Source organism: Bradyrhizobium sp. LTSP857 (genome assembly GCF_000938285.1).
GTDB lineage: Bacteria > Pseudomonadota > Alphaproteobacteria > Rhizobiales > Xanthobacteraceae > Bradyrhizobium.
Genome location: NZ_JYMS01000021.1, coordinates 1 through 19,192, shown reverse-complemented (window position 1 = coordinate 19,192; position 19,192 = coordinate 1). Strand labels below are relative to the sequence as shown.

3 protein-coding genes are annotated in these 19,192 nt (G+C 66.2%); 1 reads left to right on the top strand and 2 read right to left on the bottom strand.

The annotated features are described in order from the left end of the window. Positions 1–14,298, top strand: a complete 14,298-nt coding sequence (locus UP06_RS40735) for a type I polyketide synthase (RefSeq protein ID WP_283806024.1) — start codon at positions 1–3, stop codon at positions 14,296–14,298. 55 nt (positions 14,299–14,353) lie between these two features. Here the strand turns inward: UP06_RS40735 and UP06_RS12125 are convergent, their stop codons facing one another. Further along, positions 14,354–16,801, bottom strand: a complete 2,448-nt coding sequence (locus UP06_RS12125) for an adenylate/guanylate cyclase domain-containing protein (RefSeq protein ID WP_045002811.1) — start codon at positions 16,799–16,801, stop codon at positions 14,354–14,356. A 230-nt stretch (positions 16,802–17,031) separates the two neighbouring features. Beyond that, positions 17,032–19,131, bottom strand: a complete 2,100-nt coding sequence (locus tag UP06_RS12120; protein WP_045001033.1) for an AsmA family protein — start codon at positions 19,129–19,131, stop codon at positions 17,032–17,034. Positions 19,132–19,192 lie beyond the last annotated feature (61 nt).

The window sequence follows — 19,192 nt, the reverse complement described above, 5'->3', positions numbered from 1 at the left end:
CTGAAGGATGCCTGCCGCGTGGTCGCGGCGCGCGGCCGCCTGATGCAGGCGCAACCTGCCGGCGGCGCCATGGTGGCGCTGGAGGCAAGCGAAGAGGAAGTGCTGCCGCTGCTCACTGACGGTGTCGAGATTGCGGGACTGAACGGGCCGCGCTCGACGGTGATATCCGGCGATGAAGTAGCTGTGCTGGCGCTGGCGGAGCAGTTCAGGAGCAAGGGCCGCCGGACCAGCCGCCTGCAGGTCAGCCACGCGTTCCACTCGCAGCGCATGGAGCCGATGCTGGAGGCGTTCGGCAAGGTGCTGGCGTCCGTCACCTTTGGCACGCCGCGCTTGCCGATCGTGAGCAACGTGACGGGACGTCTGGCGACCAAGGACGAGCTTTGCAGCGCGGAGTACTGGGTGCGTCAGGTACGCAGTCCGGTACGGTTCCTCGACGGCGTGCATGTGCTGGAAGCGGAAGGGGTGCGGGCGAGCCTTGAGCTTGGTCCAGACGGGATCCTGACGGGCCTTGCGGCGGGCTGCCTGTCGGAGGCCTCAAAGATGCAGGTGATTGCTTCGCAACGTCGCGGCCGTGATGGCGCTGAGGCGCTGCTGACCTCGCTCGGCGTGCTGCACGTTCATGGTATTGGTGTCGACTGGGCGAAGGTGGCCGGAGCGGGTGCCAAGGCGCCGGTTGCCTCGCTGCCGACCTATGCGTTCCAGCGTCAGCGTTACTGGCTTGAGGCCGAGAAGCCGAGCCCGATTGAATCGAAAAATGGTGTTGATGCCCGTTTCTGGCAAGCGGTGCAAAGCGGCAGCACGGAGCGTGTCGAGCAACTGCTGCAGCTTCCGGAAGGCGGATCACGCGAGCATCTGTCGGCGCTCTTGCCGGCCCTGAACAGCTGGTACGCGCAGACTGACGCGGAGGTGACAGTCGACGGGTGGTGCTACGAGGACCAATGGCAGAGGATAAGCGGCTCGGCATCGTCTGGAATCACCGGCGGCGTCTGTTGGCTTGTGAGCGGCCAGTGGCCCGACGTGGCTCACCTGGAGCGGCTGCAAGAGATCCTTCGCGCGCAAGGCACAGTTGTCGAATGTCTCACCGTGAACGAGGCAACGGCTCGACTGCGAGCAGACGCAGGCGGTGCACAAGAACACGCCCTCTTGCCGCGCGCGATCGTGTACCTGGCGGGAGAGCTGCCGCCAGGGAGTTCTGTGACGCAGGAAAAACCCTGGCTGCGAGCGACCAGCGAAGCTGTGATGCTGACACAGGCAATCAGTCAGCGAAACGACGCTTCGGGAACGCGCCTGTGGCTATGCACGCCTCATGCTCTGCGGATCAGAGGCGATGATGTGCCGACAGCACCCTACCTGCAAGCATTGTGGGGACTTGGCAGAACTCTGAATTTGGAGCTCCCAAACTGCTTTGGTGGGCTGGCAGACTTGGGATCTGCCGACGACGTCACACTGCGCCGGATGGCGGCCACGTTCCTGGCAGTCGAGACAACGGGCGCAGAGTTCGCGCTGAGGGCACAAGACCTCTGGACACGAAAGTTGCACCATGTGCCGTCGCGGACCAGTTCGGAGCCCGCTGCGAAGAAATGGGATCCGCAAGGGACAATACTCATCACTGGTGGCACGGGATCGCTGGGATCGGTCCTGTGCCATTGGCTGGCTGAGCGAGGTGCGCGGCACCTCATCCTGACGTCGCGACGTGGCGAACAAGCGCCCGGAGCGACAGACCTGGTGACGGCACTTGCAGGCAAGGGGTGTCGCGCGGAGGTGAGGGCGTGCAACGTCGGCGACAACGTCGCGGTCGACGCTCTCGTGCGTGAGCTGACATCCGGTGAAGCGAACAGGCCTGCACTGCGTCACATTTTTCACCTTGCCGGCGACGTAGTGGACGTCCCGCTGAACGAATTGACGCCAGAGGCGATCGAGGAAGAACAGGGTGGCAAACTCGGCGGTGCCTGGGCGCTGCATGACTCGGTGCAACGTTTGGGCAGCGAACTCGTCTCGTTCGTGCTGTACGGATCGGCCGCTGGCTTCTTGGGTAATTATGGTCAGTCGGCCTATAGCGCGGCGAATGCCGGGCTGACGGGTTTGGTCCACCTGCGACGTTCCAAGGGACTCCCGGCGACGATCGTGCACTGGGGCGCATGGGCAGATGGGGGAATGGCTGCGGCTCGGGACGCGGAGGCTCAGCTTCGTCGTCGCGGCGCCTCCTCCATGAAGCCAGAGCTCTGTCTGTTGGGACTTGAGCGAGCCTTGCAGGAAGGCCGAGAGGAACTGGCGGTCTTTGATATCGACTGGGCCCGCACGAGGGAAATGACGGGCCGCTCCAGTCCCCTTCTGAGCGAACTCCCGGAGATGCAGGCCCCGCAGGCAGCATCCGGCGCGGACAACGCGAATGGTCATGCGCATAACCTGAGGACTGAGCTGGAAAAGCTGAGCGGTCGCGAGCGCCGCAGTCGCGCGCTGTCACTGGTGCGAGATCTCGTCGCAATGGTGCTGGGGATCAACGAGCCGCTGAAATTGGGATCCGAGGTCGGCTTCGCCGATCTGGGCATGGACTCCTTGATGGCGGTGGAGGTTCGAAACAGACTTGCAAAGCAAACCGGCCTGTCGGTGCCGGCGACACTTGCGTTCGACCATCCCAACCTGAAGGCGGTGAGCGAATGGGTCTTGGAGGCTTTGGAGCTGGGTGACAACTCAGGAAAGGCTGAGACGGCTGCGGTCGTGCGTCATGTCGAAGCGACAGGGGCGCTTGCGATCATCGGCGTGGGGTTGCGTTTTCCCGGTGGCGCTGAAGATTTGGCGAGCTTTTGGCAGGTGCTGTCGACGGGCGTTGATACGTTGGGACCTATTCCCCCTGAGCGCTTCAACCGTGCAACCTATTATGATCCGGATCCCGAACATCGAGGCACATCCTACGTCAAGGAGGCCTCGTTACTGAATGACGTAGCGGGATTTGACGCAGGCTTCTTCGGTATATCGCCGCGGGAAGCAGCACAGATCGATCCGCAGCACCGGCTGTTGCTTGAAGTCACCTGGTCGGCGCTCGAGGATGCCGGGATCGTGCCGAAATCCGTGGCGGAGTCGACGACCGGGTTGTTCATCGGCATTGGCCCGAATGAATATCAGACTCGAGGTTTCAACCTGGCGGAGGCCGATGCCTATGCCGCGACGGGCGGCGGGGCGGCATTCTCTGCGGGGCGGCTTGCTTACCATTTGGGAGTGCAAGGTCCGGTCATGGCCGTGGATACGGCATGTTCGTCGGCGTTGGTCGCGCTGCATCTCGGCTCGGAGCATTTGCGATCGGGACGGTGCGATCTGGCGATCGTGGGCGGCGTGCAGGTGGCGTCGAGTCCGGAAGCGTTTGTGGTGTTGTCGCAGACGCGTGCGTTGGCGTCCGACGGTCGAAGCAAGACGTTTTCCGAGGCCGCTGACGGATACGGCCGTGGCGAGGGTGCCGCTGTCGTGGCGATGATGCGGCTGGAGGATGCGCAGGCACAAGGGAAACGAATATTAGGCGTGGTGCGCGGAACGGCGGTCAATCACGACGGTGCAAGTTCGGGCCTCACCGTGCCCAACGGAACTGCGCAACAGAAAACGTTGCGAGCCGCATTGGCCGATGCGCGTTTGGATGCGGCCGACATCGATGTCGTCGAGTGCCATGGAACGGGAACGTCGCTTGGCGATCCGATTGAGGTCCAGGCGTTGGACGCGGTGTATGGCCAGGCGCGACCCGAGAATCTCGGACGCGTGAAACTCGGAGCCGTGAAGACGAACGTTGGACATCTGGAAGCGGCGGCGGGCTTGGTCGGGGTGATCAAGATGCTGGCTAGCTTCGAGTCGGAAGCATTGCCGCCCACGTTGCATTGTCGCCCGCTCAATCCACATTTGGATTGGGAGCGATTGAACGTCGAGGTGGTGGATCAACTGATCGCTTGGCCGCGTGATGTGGCACGGCCGCGGCGCGCGGGCGTCAGCGCGTTTGGATTGAGCGGGACGAATGCGCATGTCGTGATCGAGGAGGCGCCGGCGCGCGTCGAGGCTGTCAGCGCGGCGGATACGGCAGAGCTACCCTTGATCCCGCTGCTGGTGTCCGGTCGTGACGAAGCGGCACTTCGGGCGCAGGCGGGCCGGTACGGGGAGTGGCTGTCGGATCATCCCGATGCGGACTTCCATTCTGTGATTGCGACGGCGGCGTTGCACCGGACGCAGTTCAGCTCGCGGGCCGCGGTCTCAGTGCGCGATGCGGCGGAGACGGTAGAGGCGCTGCGATCGCTCGCCGAGGGTCGCCCGCATGCGGCGGTGTCGGTTGGCGACGCCGGAGGCGAGCCCGGCAAGCTGGCGTTCCTGTTTACGGGCCAGGGCGCGCAGCAGCTCGGCATGGGCCGGGCGCTGCTGGAGACGTGTGCTACGTTCCGCGCGGCGTTCGAGGAAGTCTGCCGTCATTTTGACGCGCTGCTGGATCTGCCGCTGCGCAGCGTGATGTTTGCGGAGGAAGGCTCGGAGGCGGCCTCAAAGCTCGACGAGACCGCCTATGCGCAGCCCGCTTTGTTTGCAGTGGAGGTGGCACTGTTCCGCCAATTGGAGCAGTGGGGTATCACACCCGACATTCTGCTGGGCCACTCCATCGGAGAGCTCTCGGCTGCGCATGTCTCGGGCGTGTGGTCGCTGCAGGATGCCTGCCGTGTGGTCGCGGCACGCGGGGCGCTGATGCAGGCGCAACCTGCGGGCGGCGCCATGGTGGCGCTGGAAGCAGGCGAAGCGGAAGTGCTGCCGCTGCTCACTGACGGTGTCGAGATTGCCGGGCTGAACGGGCCGCGCTCGACGGTGATCTCCGGTGATGAAGCCGCCGTTGTGCGGCTGGCGGAACAGTTCAGGAGCAAGGGCCGCAGGACCAGTCGTCTGCAGGTCAGCCACGCGTTCCACTCGCAGCGGATGGAGCCGATGCTGGACGCGTTCGGCCAAGTGCTGGCGTCAGTCTCGTTCGGAGCACCGCGATTGCCGATCGTGAGCAACGTGACGGGCCGTCTGGCGACAAAGGACGAGCTGTTCAGCGCGGAGTACTGGGTGCGTCAGGTACGCAGTCCAGTACGGTTCCTTGATGGCGTGCATGTGCTGGAAGCCGAAGGCGTGCGGGCAAGCCTTGAGCTTGGTCCGGACGGGATTTTGACGGGGCTTGCGACGGGCTGCCTGTCGGAAGCATCACCAATGCAGGTGGTGGCCACACAACGTCGCGGGCGCGATGGCGCTGAGGCGCTGATGTCAGCGCTCGGTGCGCTGCATGTGCACGGTGTTGATGTTGACTGGGCGAAGGCTGTTGGCGGAAGCGCGCAGACGCAACTTGCCTCGCTGCCGACCTATGCGTTCCAGCGTCAGCGTTACTGGCTTGAGGCGGAGAAGGCGAGCGGGGACGCCGCGACGATGGGGCTGTCGGATGCGTCGCATCCGCTGCTGGGCGCCGCGACGCCGCTTGCGGAGAGCGACGGCTTCCTGCTGACGGGTCGGCTGTCGCTGTCGGAGGCGGGCTGGCTCGGCGACCACCAAGTGTTCGGGACGGTGCTGCTGCCGGGGACCGGGCTCTTGGAGCTGGGCTTTGCGGCGGCGCGTGCGGTCGGATTGACTGTCGTGTCGCAGCTGACGCTGCTGGCGCCGTTGGTGCTGCCGGCGGAGGGCAGTGTCCGGCTTCAGGTTCAGGTGGATGGTGCGGAGGCAGACGGCGGAGGCCGAGGCTTGAGCATCTACAGCCGGGCGGAAGATGCGGCTGAGGGTGCGTCATGGACGCTGCATGCGCAGGGCGTGCTGGGCGAGGCCGCAGAGGACGCGGCGCAGGATGCGGAGAACGGACTCGACGTGTGGCCGCCGGTGGGCGGAACATCGATCGACCTGACCGGTCATTATGCGCAGTTGGCGGCGCGCGGCTACGGCTATGGGCCATCGTTCCAGGGGTTGCGAGAGGCGTGGCGGGTTGGCAATGCGGTGTACGGGCGCGCGGTGCTGCCGGAGGCGCTATCTGAATCGGCGGAGAGTTACGGTTTGCATCCGGCGCTGCTCGATGCGGCGCTGCATGTGCTGACCCTTGCGCAGGTCGAGGGCATCAGCGACGGGTCGGTGCTGCTGCCGTTCGAGTGGTCGGATGTGTCCTTGGTTGCGACCGGTGCGCAGGAACTGCGCGTCTGCGCGTCGGTAGAGCGCAGCGGCGAGGGCGAAGCCCTGGCGGTGCTGCAACTGGCCGACGGCAATGGGCGCGCGGTGGTGCGTCTTGGCGGGCTGCGGCTGAGGGAAGCGAGCGATGCGCAGATCCGTGAGGCTTCACGAACCGAGACGCAACATCTGTACCGTCTGGACTGGCGTCCGGTTGGGTTAAGTGAGGGCGGAGCTCCAGCGCTTGCCCTGCCGCTGATCGTCGGAGGCGACGGAGAGCTGGCGAAGCATCTGGGTCTTGATCACGCTGACAGCGTTGCCGCTGTTGTCGCGCGCCTCGACGAAGGCGGAGCGATACCGTCGCAGCTCGTGTTCGACCATCTGTCTGAACCAGCAGGCGACGTGCTGGCGGCAACGCATGCGACGGCGGAACGCGGTCTTGCCGAGCTGCAGGGGATTTTGGGCGAAGCGCGTCTGAACGAGACACAGGTCGCGTGGCTGACGCGAGGTGCGGTGGCGACGGGCGCGGACGAAGGCGCGAGCGGGCTGTCGCGGGCGCCGCTGTGGGGACTGGTGCGGAGCGCACGGGCGGAACATCCGGATCGGCGGCTGCAGCTCGTGGATGTCGATGCGGCGCCTGTAGATGCGGCGTTGCTGGCGAAGCTCACGTCGACGACGACAGAGCCCGAACTGGCCCTGCGGCATGGTTCGGTGATGGCGCCACGGCTCGCGCGCGCCGGAGCAGGTGCGGGTGAGCCGCGTCGTCTTGCTGCTGGCGGGACGGTGTTGATCACGGGTGGTGCAGGCGAGCTTGGCAGTGAGGTCGCGCGGCACTTGGTTGCTCGCCACGGGGTCCGTCATCTGCTGCTGACGTCGCGTCGCGGCATGGCGACGCCTGGTGTCTGCGAGCTGGTGGCGGAGCTCAAGGGGCTCGGCGCGCAGACGGTTGAAGTGGCAAGTTGCGACGTCTCCGATCGTGACGCGGTCGGCGCGGTGTTGAGCGCCATCGCGCCGGATCGCCCGTTGACGGGGGTGTTCCACCTTGCAGCTTTGCTGGACGACGGGATCGTGCCGGCGCTGACGGCCGAGCGGCTGGAGCGCGTGCTGCGACCAAAACTCGATGGCGCCTGGCACCTGCATGAGCTGACGGCGGATAAGGATCTTGCGGCGTTCGTGCTGTTCTCGTCGGTGGCGGGGCTCGGCAGTCCGGGACAGGCGAACTACGCGGCGGCCAACGTATTCCTTGATGCGCTTGCGGCGGAGCGGCGGCATCGCGGTCTTGCCGGGCAGAGCCTGATGTGGGGCCTGTGGGAACAGCGCGGTGTCGGCATGACGGCGCATCTGGGCCGGGCCGAACTGATGCGGATGCGGCGGCAAGGTGTGCAGGCGCTGTCGCTCGAGCTCGGGCTCGAATTGCTGGATGCAGCGCAGTCGTTGCCCGAGGCGACTTTGATCCCAATCCATCTGGATCTTGGCGTGGTGCAGCGCCAGTTCGGTGAGGATGTGCCGGCGCTGTACCGTGGCCTTATGCGCAGCGGCTTGCGGCGCGCCTCGACGTCGAGCGGCGACACCAACGCCTTGCGGGTTCGGTTGGCCGCTCTTGCGAGCGACGCGGAGCGGCAGCAGGCGCTGGTGGAGCTGGCGCAGGAGGAGATCGCGGCTGTGCTGGCGCTGCCGGGGGCCTCATCTGTGCCTGCGGATGCGCCGCTGAAGGATCTCGGACTGGACTCGCTGATGGCGGCCGAGATTCGTACCCGCCTGTCGAAGCGGGTCGGGACCAAGCTGCCGACGACGCTGGCGTTCGATTATCCGACGGCGCGGGCAATGGCGCGGCTGCTGCTCGAGAAGCTCGAGCTTGGTCGAGCTTCGGTCCGTCTGGAGCCGCGGCGGGCAATTACCGTATCGGCATCGGAGCCGATCGCAATCGTGGGGATGAGCTGCCGCACACCTGGAGGCCCAGTGAGCCCCGAGAGCTATTGGTCGCTGCTGGAGCGCGGTGGTGACGGCGTGGGCCCGCTGCCGGGTCGCTGGAGCCGGGATCTGTTGCGGCGCCTGGAAGTGGTGACGGGATGGCTGACGCAGGAAGGCGGCTTCGTCGAAGCAGTGGAGGATTTTGACGCAGGCTTCTTCGGCATCTCGCCGCGCGAGGCGGTGGAGATGGATCCGCAGCAGCGTTTGACCTTGGAAGCGGTGTGGGAGGCGCTGGAGCGTGCGGGCCTGCAACCGGAGGGGCTGAGAGAGAGTAGGACCGGAGTGTATCTCGGCTCGATGGGCAGCGACTATGGCATGCACCGCTCGCTCGAGGAGACGACGATGTGGACGACGACAGGCAAGCTGTCGAGCGTGCTGGCCGGCCGTGTCTCCTACGTGCTGGGCCTCGAGGGTCCGGCGATGACGATCGATACGGCCTGCTCGTCGTCGCTGTCCGCGATGCATCTGGCGTGCACGGCTCTGCGGCAGGGCGAGTGCGATCTGGCGCTGGCGGGCGGTGTGCACGTGATGTGCACGCCAATAGCTTTGGTCAGCATGGGTGCGGGTGCTGTCGCTCCCGACGGCCGTAGCAAGAGCTTCTCGGACGGCGCAGATGGCGCCGGCTGGAGCGAAGGCTGCGGCGTGCTGGTGCTGAAGCGGCAGTCGGATGCGGAACGGGATGGCGACGAGATCCTGGCGCTGATCCGGGGCTCGGCAGTGAACCAGGACGGACGAAGCCAGGGCCTGACGGCGCCGAACGGCCCGAGCCAGCAGCGGGTGATCCGTGCGGCACTGTCGGCGAGCGGGGTGAGCCCCGACGAGATCGACGTCGTCGAAGCACACGGCACCGGGACCAGTCTTGGCGATCCGATCGAGGCGGGCGCGTTGGCCGCAGTGTTCGGGCCGACGCGGCGCGCGGATCGTCCGCTGTGGCTGGGCTCGTCGAAATCGAACCTCGGGCACACGCAGGCGGCGGCCGGCGTTCTCGGTGTGATGAAGATGGTGCTTGCGCTCCGGCACGAGGTTCTGCCGAAGACGCTGCATGCGGAGCATCCCAGCCACCAGATCGAGTGGGACGGCAGCGGGCTGTCGCTGCTGCAAGAGGCGCGCGCATGGCCGCGTGAGGCCGCGCGTGTGCGTCGTGCAGGCGTGTCCTCGTTCGGCATCAGCGGGACGAACGCGCATTTCGTGATCGAGGAGGCGCCGGCGCGATCGAAGGTTGCCCGCGGTGAGGTGAACGGCGCGGCTGAAGCGTCATCGTCATCGCCCTTGATCCCGCTGCTGGTGTCCGGTCGTGACGAGGCGGCACTTCGTGCACAGGCGGGCCGGTACGGGGAGTGGCTGTCGCAGCATCCTAATGCGGACTTCCATTCTGTGATTGCGACGGCGGCGTTGCACCGGACGCAGTTCAGCTCGCGTGCGGCGGTCTCAGTGCGCGATGCGTCGGAGGCGGTGGAGGCGCTGCGTGCGCTGGCCGAAGGCCGCCCGCATGCGGCGGTGTCGGTCGGGAGCACGCGCGATCGCGGTCGTGTGGTGTTCGTGTTCCCCGGACAGGGCAGTCAGTGGCCATCGATGGGCCGAGCCCTGCTGGCGGAATCGGCGGTGTTTGCGCAGGCGATTGCGGCCTGTGAGACGGCGTTATCCCCTTACACGGACTGGTCGCTGGCGTCGGTGCTTCGCGGGGATGAGGATCTCGAAGCCTGCCTGCTGGAGCGGGTGGACGTGATCCAACCGTCGCTGTTTGCGATGAATGTCGGCCTTGCTGCCGTGTGGCGCAGTCTGGGACTGGTACCCTCCGCAGTGGTGGGTCACAGCCAGGGCGAGATCGCAGCCGCCGTGGTTGCCGGCATCCTGTCGCTTGAGGACGGCGCGCGGGTGGTGGCGCTGCGCAGCCAGCTGTTGCGCCGCCTGACCGGACACGGCGCCATGGCGGTGACGGAGCTTGCGGCTTCAGTTGTGGAAGAGCGGCTGAAGGCCGCGGAATGGTCCGGATTGTCGGTGGCGGTGGTGAACACGCCGGGCTCGACGGTCGTCTCGGGGCCGACTGAACTGGTCGAGCGCTGGGTCGGCTGTCTTGGCAAGGAAGGCGTGTTCTGCCGGCAGGTCAATGTGGACTACGCCTCGCACAGCGCGGAGATGGACCCGATCCTGCCGGAGCTGGAAGGCTTGCTGTCGGATCTGGCGCCACAGGCAGGTCAGGTGGCAATGATCTCGACGGTGACGGGAACGCGCTGCGAGGGAGCGTCTCTGGACAGCGCCTATTGGTGCCGGAACCTGCGGCAGACGGTGCGGCTGGACCTTGCGCTGGCCGAGTTGATCGGCGACGGGCATGGCGTGTTCGTGGAAGCGAGCGCGCATCCGGTGCTGGCGATGCCGCTGTCTGCGGCGAGCGGTGAGCACGGCGTGGTGGTCGGATCGCTGCGCCGTGACGGCGGCGGGATGTCGGAGCTTTTGCGCAATCTCGGCGCGCTGCATGTTCATGGTGTTGGTGTCGATTGGGCGAAGGCTCTCGGTGCGAGTGCGACGGCACCTGTTGCGTCACTTCCGACCTATGCATTCCAGCGTCAGCGTTACTGGCTCGAGGCTGAGAAGGCGAACGGGGACGCCGCGACGATGGGGCTGTCGGATGCGTCGCATCCGCTCTTGGGGGCAGCGACGCCGCTTGCGGAGAGCGACGGGTTTTTGTTGACGGGCCGGTTGTCGTTGTCGGAAGCGGGCTGGCTTGGCGATCATGCGGTGTTCGGGACGGTGCTGCTGCCGGGGACCGGGCTGCTGGAGCTGGGCTTTGCGGCGGCGCGCGCGGTTGGATTGACGGAAGTGTCGCAGCTGACGCTGCTGGCGCCGCTGGTGCTGCCGGCGGAGGGCGGTGTCCGGCTTCAGGTTCAGGTCGATGGTGGCCAGGCCGTAAGCGGCCGAAGCTTGAGCATCTATAGCCGCGCGGAAGATGCGGCTGAGGGCGGCTCGTGGACGCTGCATGCGCAGGGCGTGCTGGGCGAAGCCGCGGAGCAGGAAGCCGCAGCGCAAGACGGTGGGCTTGAGGCAAGCGGGCTCGAGGCGTGGCCGCCGATAGGTGGGACATCGATCGACTTGACGGAGCATTATGCGAAGTTGCAGGCCCGCGGCTACGGCTATGGGCCATCTTTCCAAGGGCTTCGAGAGGCGTGGCGGGTTGGCAATGCGGTGTACGGCCGTGCCGTACTGCCGGAGGCGCTGTCTGAATCGGCGGAAAGTTACGGCTTGCATCCGGCGCTGCTGGACAGTGCGCTGCATGTTCTGACGCTTGCGCAGGTCGAAGACCTCGGCGACGGGCTGGTGCTGCTGCCGTTCGAGTGGTCGGAAGTGTCGCTGTCAGCGATGGGAGCACGTGAGTTGCGGATCCGCGCGTCAGTGGAGCGCAGCGGCGAGGGCGAGGCCCTGGCGCATCTGCAACTCGCGGATGGTCACGGGCGGGTCGTGGCGCATGTCGGGGGCTTGCGGCTGAAGCAAGCGAGCGAAGCGCAGATCCGCGAGGCCTCGCGCGGCGAGACGCAACATCTGTACCGTCTGGAATGGCGCGCGGTGGCCTTGAGCGAGGCCGGCGCTGAAGCGGTGCCGCTGATGGTGGGCAGCGACAGCGCGCTTGCGGCGCGCCTGGGGCTTGATCACGCCGAGAGCGTGTCGGCACTTGTGGCGCGGCTTGATGCGGGCGCAAGCGTGCCGGGCCAGATCGTGTTCGACCATCTGTCTAAGATGGGCGGCAACGTGCTGGCGGCGACGCATGCGACGGCGGAACGCGGTCTTGCCGAGCTGCAGGGGATCCTTGGCGAAGCGCGTCTGAACGAGACGGCGGTGATGTGGCTGACGCAGGGCGCGGTGGCGACGGGTCCCGATGAAGGCGCGAGCGGGCTGTCCCGTGCGCCGCTGTGGGGACTGGTGCGAAGCGCGAGAGCGGAGCATCCGGATCGGCGGCTGCAGCTTGTCGATGTGGATGCGCCTCCCGCGGATGCTTCGTTGCTGTCGAGGCTGACGTCGACGACGACAGAGCCTGAGCTTGCGCTGCGGCACGGTACGGTGTTGGCGCCACGGCTGGCGCGAGCAGGCGCCGGCGCCGGCGAGCCGCGACGTCTTGCTGACGGCGGGACGGTGTTGATCACGGGCGGTGTGGGCGAGCTTGGGCGTGAAGTCGCGCGGCACTTGGTCGCCAGGCACGGAGCGCGACATTTGTTGCTGACGTCGCGTCGCGGAATGGCGACGCCTGGAGCGACTGAACTGGTCGCCGAGCTCGAGGGGCAGGGCGCGCAGACTGTTGAAGTGGTGAGCTGCGACGTCGGGGATCGTGATGCGGTCGGTGCGGTGTTGCGCGCCATCGCGCCGGATCGTCCGTTGACGGGAGTATTCCATCTTGCCGCAACGTTGGACGACGGGATCGTGCCGGCGCTGACCGTCGAGCGGCTGGAGCGTGTGCTGCGACCGAAGCTCGATGGCGCCTGGCACTTGCACGAGCTGACGGCGGATAAGGATCTTGCAGCGTTCGTGCTGTTCTCGTCGGCGGGAGGGCTTGGCAGCCCGGGCCAGGCGAATTACGCGGCGGCGAACGTATTCCTTGATGCGCTGGCGGCGGAGCGTCGGCATCGCGGATTGGCTGGGCAGAGCCTGCTGTGGGGGCTGTGGGAGCAGCGCGGTGTCGGCATGACGGCGCATCTTGGCCGCGCCGAGCTGATGCGGATGCGGCGGCAGGGCGTGCAGGCGCTGTCGCTGGAGCTTGGGCTCGAGCTGCTGGATGCGGCGCAGGCGCTACCCGAGGCGATGGTAATTCCGATCCATCTGGATGTCGGCGCGATGCAGCGCCAGTTCGCCGACGACGTGCCTGCGCTGTATCGTGGCCTGGTGCGCAGTGGATTGCGGCGCGCCTCAGTGGGAAGCGGCGACACTAATAGTCTGCGGTCGCGGCTGGCCTCGCTTGCGAGCGACGCGGAGCGGCTGCAGGCGCTTGTGGAGCTGGCGCAGGAGGAGATCGCGGCGGTGCTGGCGCTGCCCGGGGCCTCGTCGGTGCCTGCGGACCAAGCGCTCAAGGATCTCGGTCTGGACTCGCTGATGGCGGTCGCACTCCGCAACCGGCTGTCGGGGCAAATTGGAGCCAAGCTGCCGACCACGCTCGCCTTCGATTATCCGACGGCGCAAGCGATCGCGCAGCTGCTACAGGAGAAGATCGCTTCCAGCGAGCGTGCGTCGCAGCGGAGAGGTGTGGGAAGCAATGGCAAGGCTCGATCGAAACTCGAAGGGCTGGCGTCACTCAGTGCATTGCTAGACAGCGCAGATCCCGAATTTCTGCGCCAGCTCGACCTGGAACGGCGGCTTTCAGGGTTGGCGGAGATGAGCGCCCTGCTCGAGAAGGGAAATTCCTCCTGCATCGTTCCGATCCGCCCCGGATTTGGAGATCGGGTCCTGATTTACATCCCGGGCCTCGGCCACGGCTCCACCCGCGAGAACACGCCCCAGGCAATTAAGGACTTGGGCGGAGACTATCCGATCGCGGGTCTCAATCCATACCCACTCGCAGAGCAAGGGCTTCTGAACGGAACTGTCGAAGACCTGGCTTTGAACTATGCGCCACACGTGGAGTCCTGGATCGGTGACCGGTCCGTGTTCTTCGTTGGAGGCTCTTTCGGTGGCGTTGTCGCCATTGCACTGGCTGCGGAATTGGAACGTCGGGGCCATCACGTGACGGGAGTTGCCTTGCTCGACACGCAGTCGCCGCCTGACCTCACCTCCGTGCCGACGTCAATGATGCAGGTTGTCGACGGAATAGGGTGGGCACATTTGATGAGAACCTATGGCCTTGCCGAGGACGATTCCGAAAGGCTGGCCGAACTCACTGGCGCTCCATCAACCGAGGCTCTGCGCGAGATGATATCCGACAACGTCAAGGGTCAGATCGGCTACGTCTTGCCCGAAGTGGCAGCGCCAATCTACATGCTGCACGCCAAGGACCACGATCCCGGCCTTCGGAGCCTCGAAGACCATTTGGTACCGGATCTGGGCTGGAGCCGGTTTGGGTTAGAGATGACTTCCATCATCATGGTGGGGGGCACTCATAGCTCCATGTACGCCCATCCGGAGATGCCTGGGTACATCGATGCGCTGTTCGAGAATGGGATCATGACCCCCGGCGGAGCGAAGTCGCCGGCTTTGTCGCCCCTCGTAACCCATTGATCCGTCAGCCCCCGTCTACTGTGCATGGGGTTGTTTTCGACGTTTTTGTTTGAGGTCATCCCCTCCGCCGCGCCGCGGAGGCATCCACCACGTTCTCCACCTCCTCGTGCCAGGACAAGATCTCCATCGCCAGCACCGGGTGATTGAACCCCTTGAGCTGGAGGTCGTCGAGCGCGCGGGCTTCGACCCATTGCTCGACGATGCCGTAGACGCGGCGGCTGACCACGATCTGGTCGGCCTTGGCCTCGCCGCAGAGGCGGGAGGCGAGGTTGGTGACGCTGCCGATCGCGGCATATTCCAGCCGCTGCTCGAAGCCGACCTGGCCGAGCGTGGCATAGCCGAGCGCAATGCCGATGCCGAAGCCGAGGCTATGCCCGCGGTTGCGCCAGCGCTCGGTCAGCGGCCCGATGGTGTCGCGCATCTCCACCGCCATCTTCACGGCGCGCCTGGTGTGGTCCTCGAACTGGATCGGCGCGTTGAACAGGATCATGACGCCGTCGCCGGCATATTTGTCGAGCGTGCCCTCATATTTGAAGATCAGCGTGCCGAGCGCGGCGTGATATTCCCGCAGCACGTTCATCGCCTCTTCCGGCTCGGTCGCTTCCGTGAACGCGGTGAAGCCGCGCAAATCGCAGAACACCACGGTCACCTCGCGGCGCTGGCTGGTGAGCAGCCCCTCGGGACTGTCGGAGGAGGCGATCAGCTGCGCCACCTGCGGCGCCAGGAAACGCTCGAGCTTGCGGATCCGCTCGATCTCGCTGAGCTGGGTCTCGACGCGCTCTTCGAGCGACTTGTTCCAGTCCTTGAGCTGCTCGGTCTGCTCGCGCAGCTTGTCGGCCTGGTCGCGCACGGTCTCGTGCGCGGTCTCCAGCGCATGGCTCTTGTGGTCAACTTCAGTGAACAGCCGCGCATTGCGCATCGCCAGCACCGCCTGGTTGGCGAAGGTCCGCATCAGGCCGATGAGGCTGCCTTCGAACGCGCCGCGGACGCGGCGCAGCACCACCAGCGAGCCGAGCGTGCCCTGCTGGTCCACCAGCGGCACCACCAGCACCGAATGGAAGCCGGCATCGACCGCGGCGTCGCGCAGCGGCTGCTCGGGCGCGTGGTCGAGATCGGCAAGCGCGATCGGCTCGCCGCTCCTGGCGGCATCGCTCAAAATGTTCTCGCCTTCCTCGATCGTGATGTGGGCGCCGTCGGCCGATTTGTCGATGCCGTTGGCCTCGACCAGGTCGAAGCGGCGCGCGTCCGCATCATAGCCGTAGATCAGCACCGCATCGGCATGGCTGATCTCCAGCGCGCGGGCGGCGATCGTCGGCAGCACGGCGTTGAGGTCGAGCGAGGCGGCGACCGCGCGGCCGACCTCTTCCAGCACCTTCAGCTCGTTGATCGACTGCGCGAGATCGCGGGTGCGCTCTTCGACCTTGGTCTCGAGGTCCGTATAGGTCTCCTGGAGCTGGCCGGCCATGCGGTTGAACTGGCCGGCGAGCTCTTCCAGCTCGTCGGAGGTGTGCACGTCGATGCGGTGGCTGAAGTCACCCTCGCCAAGCTTGTGTGCACCGTTGCGCAAGGCCGTGATCGGGATGATCATGCGGCGCGCCAGCAGCGTGCCGGCGAGGATCGCGACCAACAGCCCCATGCCGATCAGCAGCGCAATGCGCACGAGCTGGTCGCGGATCGGCGTCAGCGCCTGCGCGGTCGGCTGCTCGAACAGCACGTTCCAGCCGAGCTTCGGCACGGTGCTCGCGGCGGTCAGCACCGAATGGCCATTGAAGTCGGTGCCGAACGTATCGCCGTCGCGGCCGGGGGCGATGGCGGCTGCGACCTGCGGCAGCTTCGACAGATCCTTGCCGACATCGGGGCCCTTCGACGAGGTCGCGAGCACGCGGCCGCGAGCGTCGACCACATAGGCGAAGGCGGCCTTGCCGAGCTGGGCATCGGCGAGGTAGTCGGAGAGGAAAGAGAGATCGATCTCGGCCACGGTGACGCCGGCATTAAAGCCGGAATGCGCCACCGAGATCGATATCACCGGCTTCTGATCGACGAAAGAGGCCGGCGAATAGCTCACCCCGCGCGCGACCGTGTCGGTGAAGCGCATGTCGCGGGAGAGATCGGCATTGCTGCCGGTCGTGGTCGATTGGCGCGAGACGCGCAGCACCTCGCGGCCGTCGCCGTTGAGCTGGAACAGCTGGGAGACGACCGAGACCTGATGCAGCAGCTGGGCGTAGTCGGCGCGGCGCTTCTCGAGCGTGTCCTGGCTTGCCCGCGTCACCCAGCTGATCTGGCGTTCGAGCTCGGAGACCGACTGCTCCATGCGCCTTGCGGCGGCCTGCGCCTTGTCCCCGAGGGCGTCGGTCAGCGACGTCGTGGTGGCGCGGTAGGAGATCCAGGTCTCCATCGCGCCGTTGACGGCGAGCACGAACACGACGAGGCCGACGAGGGAGACGACGTATTTGGCGAACAGGCCCTCGCGCAGAAACCGAATCTTGCCTTTCGCTCCTGCCATCCGGATCCTCTCGCGCCGCGACGGACGCCGGCGCTATGGGCCGCACGGGCCCTTACGACCTTCTATCACAATTTGGGCCAGGGAACCGGCAAGGAGCCGACAAGGGACGGGCGGGGATGGCCGGCGGCGGCCCAAATGCCGCAGCCGTCCTTCTCATCCGTTCGGATGAAGAAGTGGAGGGGGTGCGGGTGTAAGGACCGCATTGGAGTCTGGAAGCGTTGGTCCGAACATCACCGATTGAAGAGCTGCCGCATCACGTCGTTCATCGGCTGGCTGTCCTGCTGCGCGACCGGCGGGTCTTGAGTCGGCTGGTCTTGAGTCGGCTGGGCTTGGGTCGACGGGGCTTGGGTCGGCGGCGCGGGCGAGGCCTGCGGTGCCGGCGTGGTCGGTGTTCCCGGCAGGCCGCGGCTGCGGATGCCGGTTCCAGGGGGGGTGGACAGAGGGCTGTTGGACAGTCCCTGCTGGATCATATTGCCGATGGCCTGGCCGAGTGGGCTGTCCGGCCCCGGCAGCTTCATCTGCGGGTTGGCGCTGCCTGCTGCGTTGCCGCCGCCCGGCGCGGCGCCGCCGAGCCCAAAATTACCACCAAGATTGCTCAACATGTTACCGAGCCCGGCGCCGTCAGGCCCGAACAGACCCTTGCCCATCTCGCGCAGCTTGGCATAGGCGGCATCCGGATTGTCCATCATGCCGCTCATGTCGGGATAGATCTGCGGCTGCGACCAGGAGCCCGAGATCATCACGGGAATGCCGAAGCCGACCGGTTCGGAGGTGCGGCCCTGGCCTTCGGTGGTCATGACCAGCTTCGGCTCGACGCGAAAGCCCAGCATCTTGGTGTCGAGTGCGATGGTGCCGGCGCCGGTGATGCGCACCAGCGGTCCGACCAGGTTGAAATCGGTCGTCACCGCCTGGCCCTTGTCGATGCGGAAGGAGGCGGAGAGTTGCGACAAATCGGTGCTCTGCTCGGTGCTCCCTGCCTCACTGTCCTGCCAGCCGGACAGCTTGCTGGTCGTCAGCGAGCGGATCATCTGTGCGACATTGATGCCGCGGATGGCGCCGTCCTGGAAAGTGACGAAGGCCGTGCCCTGCATGTTCGCCATCAGCGCGCGCTGGCTGGGGCCGGCGCTGCGCAAAGCGAGCTTGGCTTGCATCTTGCCGTCGACCCGGTCGAACTCGGCAAGGCCCTGCAGCAGCGGCAGCGCCCGCACGCCGACGATGTCGGAATGCATGGCAAAGCTCGGTGCGCCGGAGGTTGCATCGAGGATCATCTCGCCCGAGACCTGGCCGCCATAGGCGCCGAGATTGGCGGTGCCTGTCTTCAAGATGCCGCCGGCGAGTTTTGCATCGAGCGCCAGCGGCGCAAGGCGCGCCTGGCCGATGATGGCTTCGTTGGCCGAGATCCTGATTTGCGCATCGACATAGTTGAGCCCGGAGACATCGATCGGGGCATCGCTCCAGGGCTGCGCGGTCGCGCCCTCGGGCGATTTTGCCAGCGGAATCGTCAGCCGCTGGAAGTCGAGATCGACCTTCACCAAAGGCTTGCTGGCAATGTCGACCGAGGCCCAGCCGTTGAAGGCGCCATCGCCGAGCGTGCCGTTGACGCCGTTGATCATCACCATCGGCCCGTTGAGGCGCAGCTCGGCATGGCCTGCGAGCTGCGAGGACAGCACGTCCGGCATGTCGATGACGAAATCCACCGGCGTGGTCTGCCGCTCGACCGGCGGCGCCGGCGTGGTCGCCTTGATGTCGAACCTGGTCGGGTGCTCGCTGATGCGCGCCGTGCCGGTGACCTTGATCGTGCGGTCGCGGCCCATGATGGCGTCGGCGTTGATGGCCGTGATGCGGCTGTCGACGCGATCGCGCACGCGCGAGAATGCGACTTCGCCGTTGCTGATCTTGAAACGGTCGATGGTCGCACCATCCATGTCGGGCGCAAGCGCCGCTGGCGATGCATCGGCATTCGGCAGGCGATCGCGCAGCATCGGCAAATAGAGCACCGGATGGGTGACGACGATCTCGCTGATCTTCGGACGGCCCGACCATGCGCTGGACAACGACATGTCGACCTGCACGCGCTCGATGGTCAGGCGCGTGATGCCGCTGCGGTCCTTGGGGTTCTGGAGCGTGAGGTCGCTCAAGGCGACGTTCAGCGTCGGCCACAGGCTGATCTTCGTGGTGCCGTCGATCGACAGGCGATAGCCGCTCGCCTGCTCGACGCGCGAGGCAATCGTCGAGGTCAGGAAGCCCGAGGGGATCCCGACCACCAGCAGGAGCGCGATCACGATGATGACGGCGACCACCGCCGCCCCAGTGAATTTAACTGCTCTCATGTCGACGTCCCAACGACGGACAAGCGGCGTCGAAACCCGCCCGGTCACCCGTCCCTCGCGC

What these genes read in the sequence shown, in the direction of transcription:
- UP06_RS12125 (WP_045002811.1), bottom strand. Translation starts at nt 16,801, where the DNA reads ATGGCAGGAGCGAAAGGCAAGATTCGGTTTCTGCGCGAGGGCCTGTTC.
- UP06_RS12120 (WP_045001033.1), bottom strand. Translation starts at nt 19,131, where the DNA reads ATGAGAGCAGTTAAATTCACTGGGGCGGCGGTGGTCGCCGTCATCATC.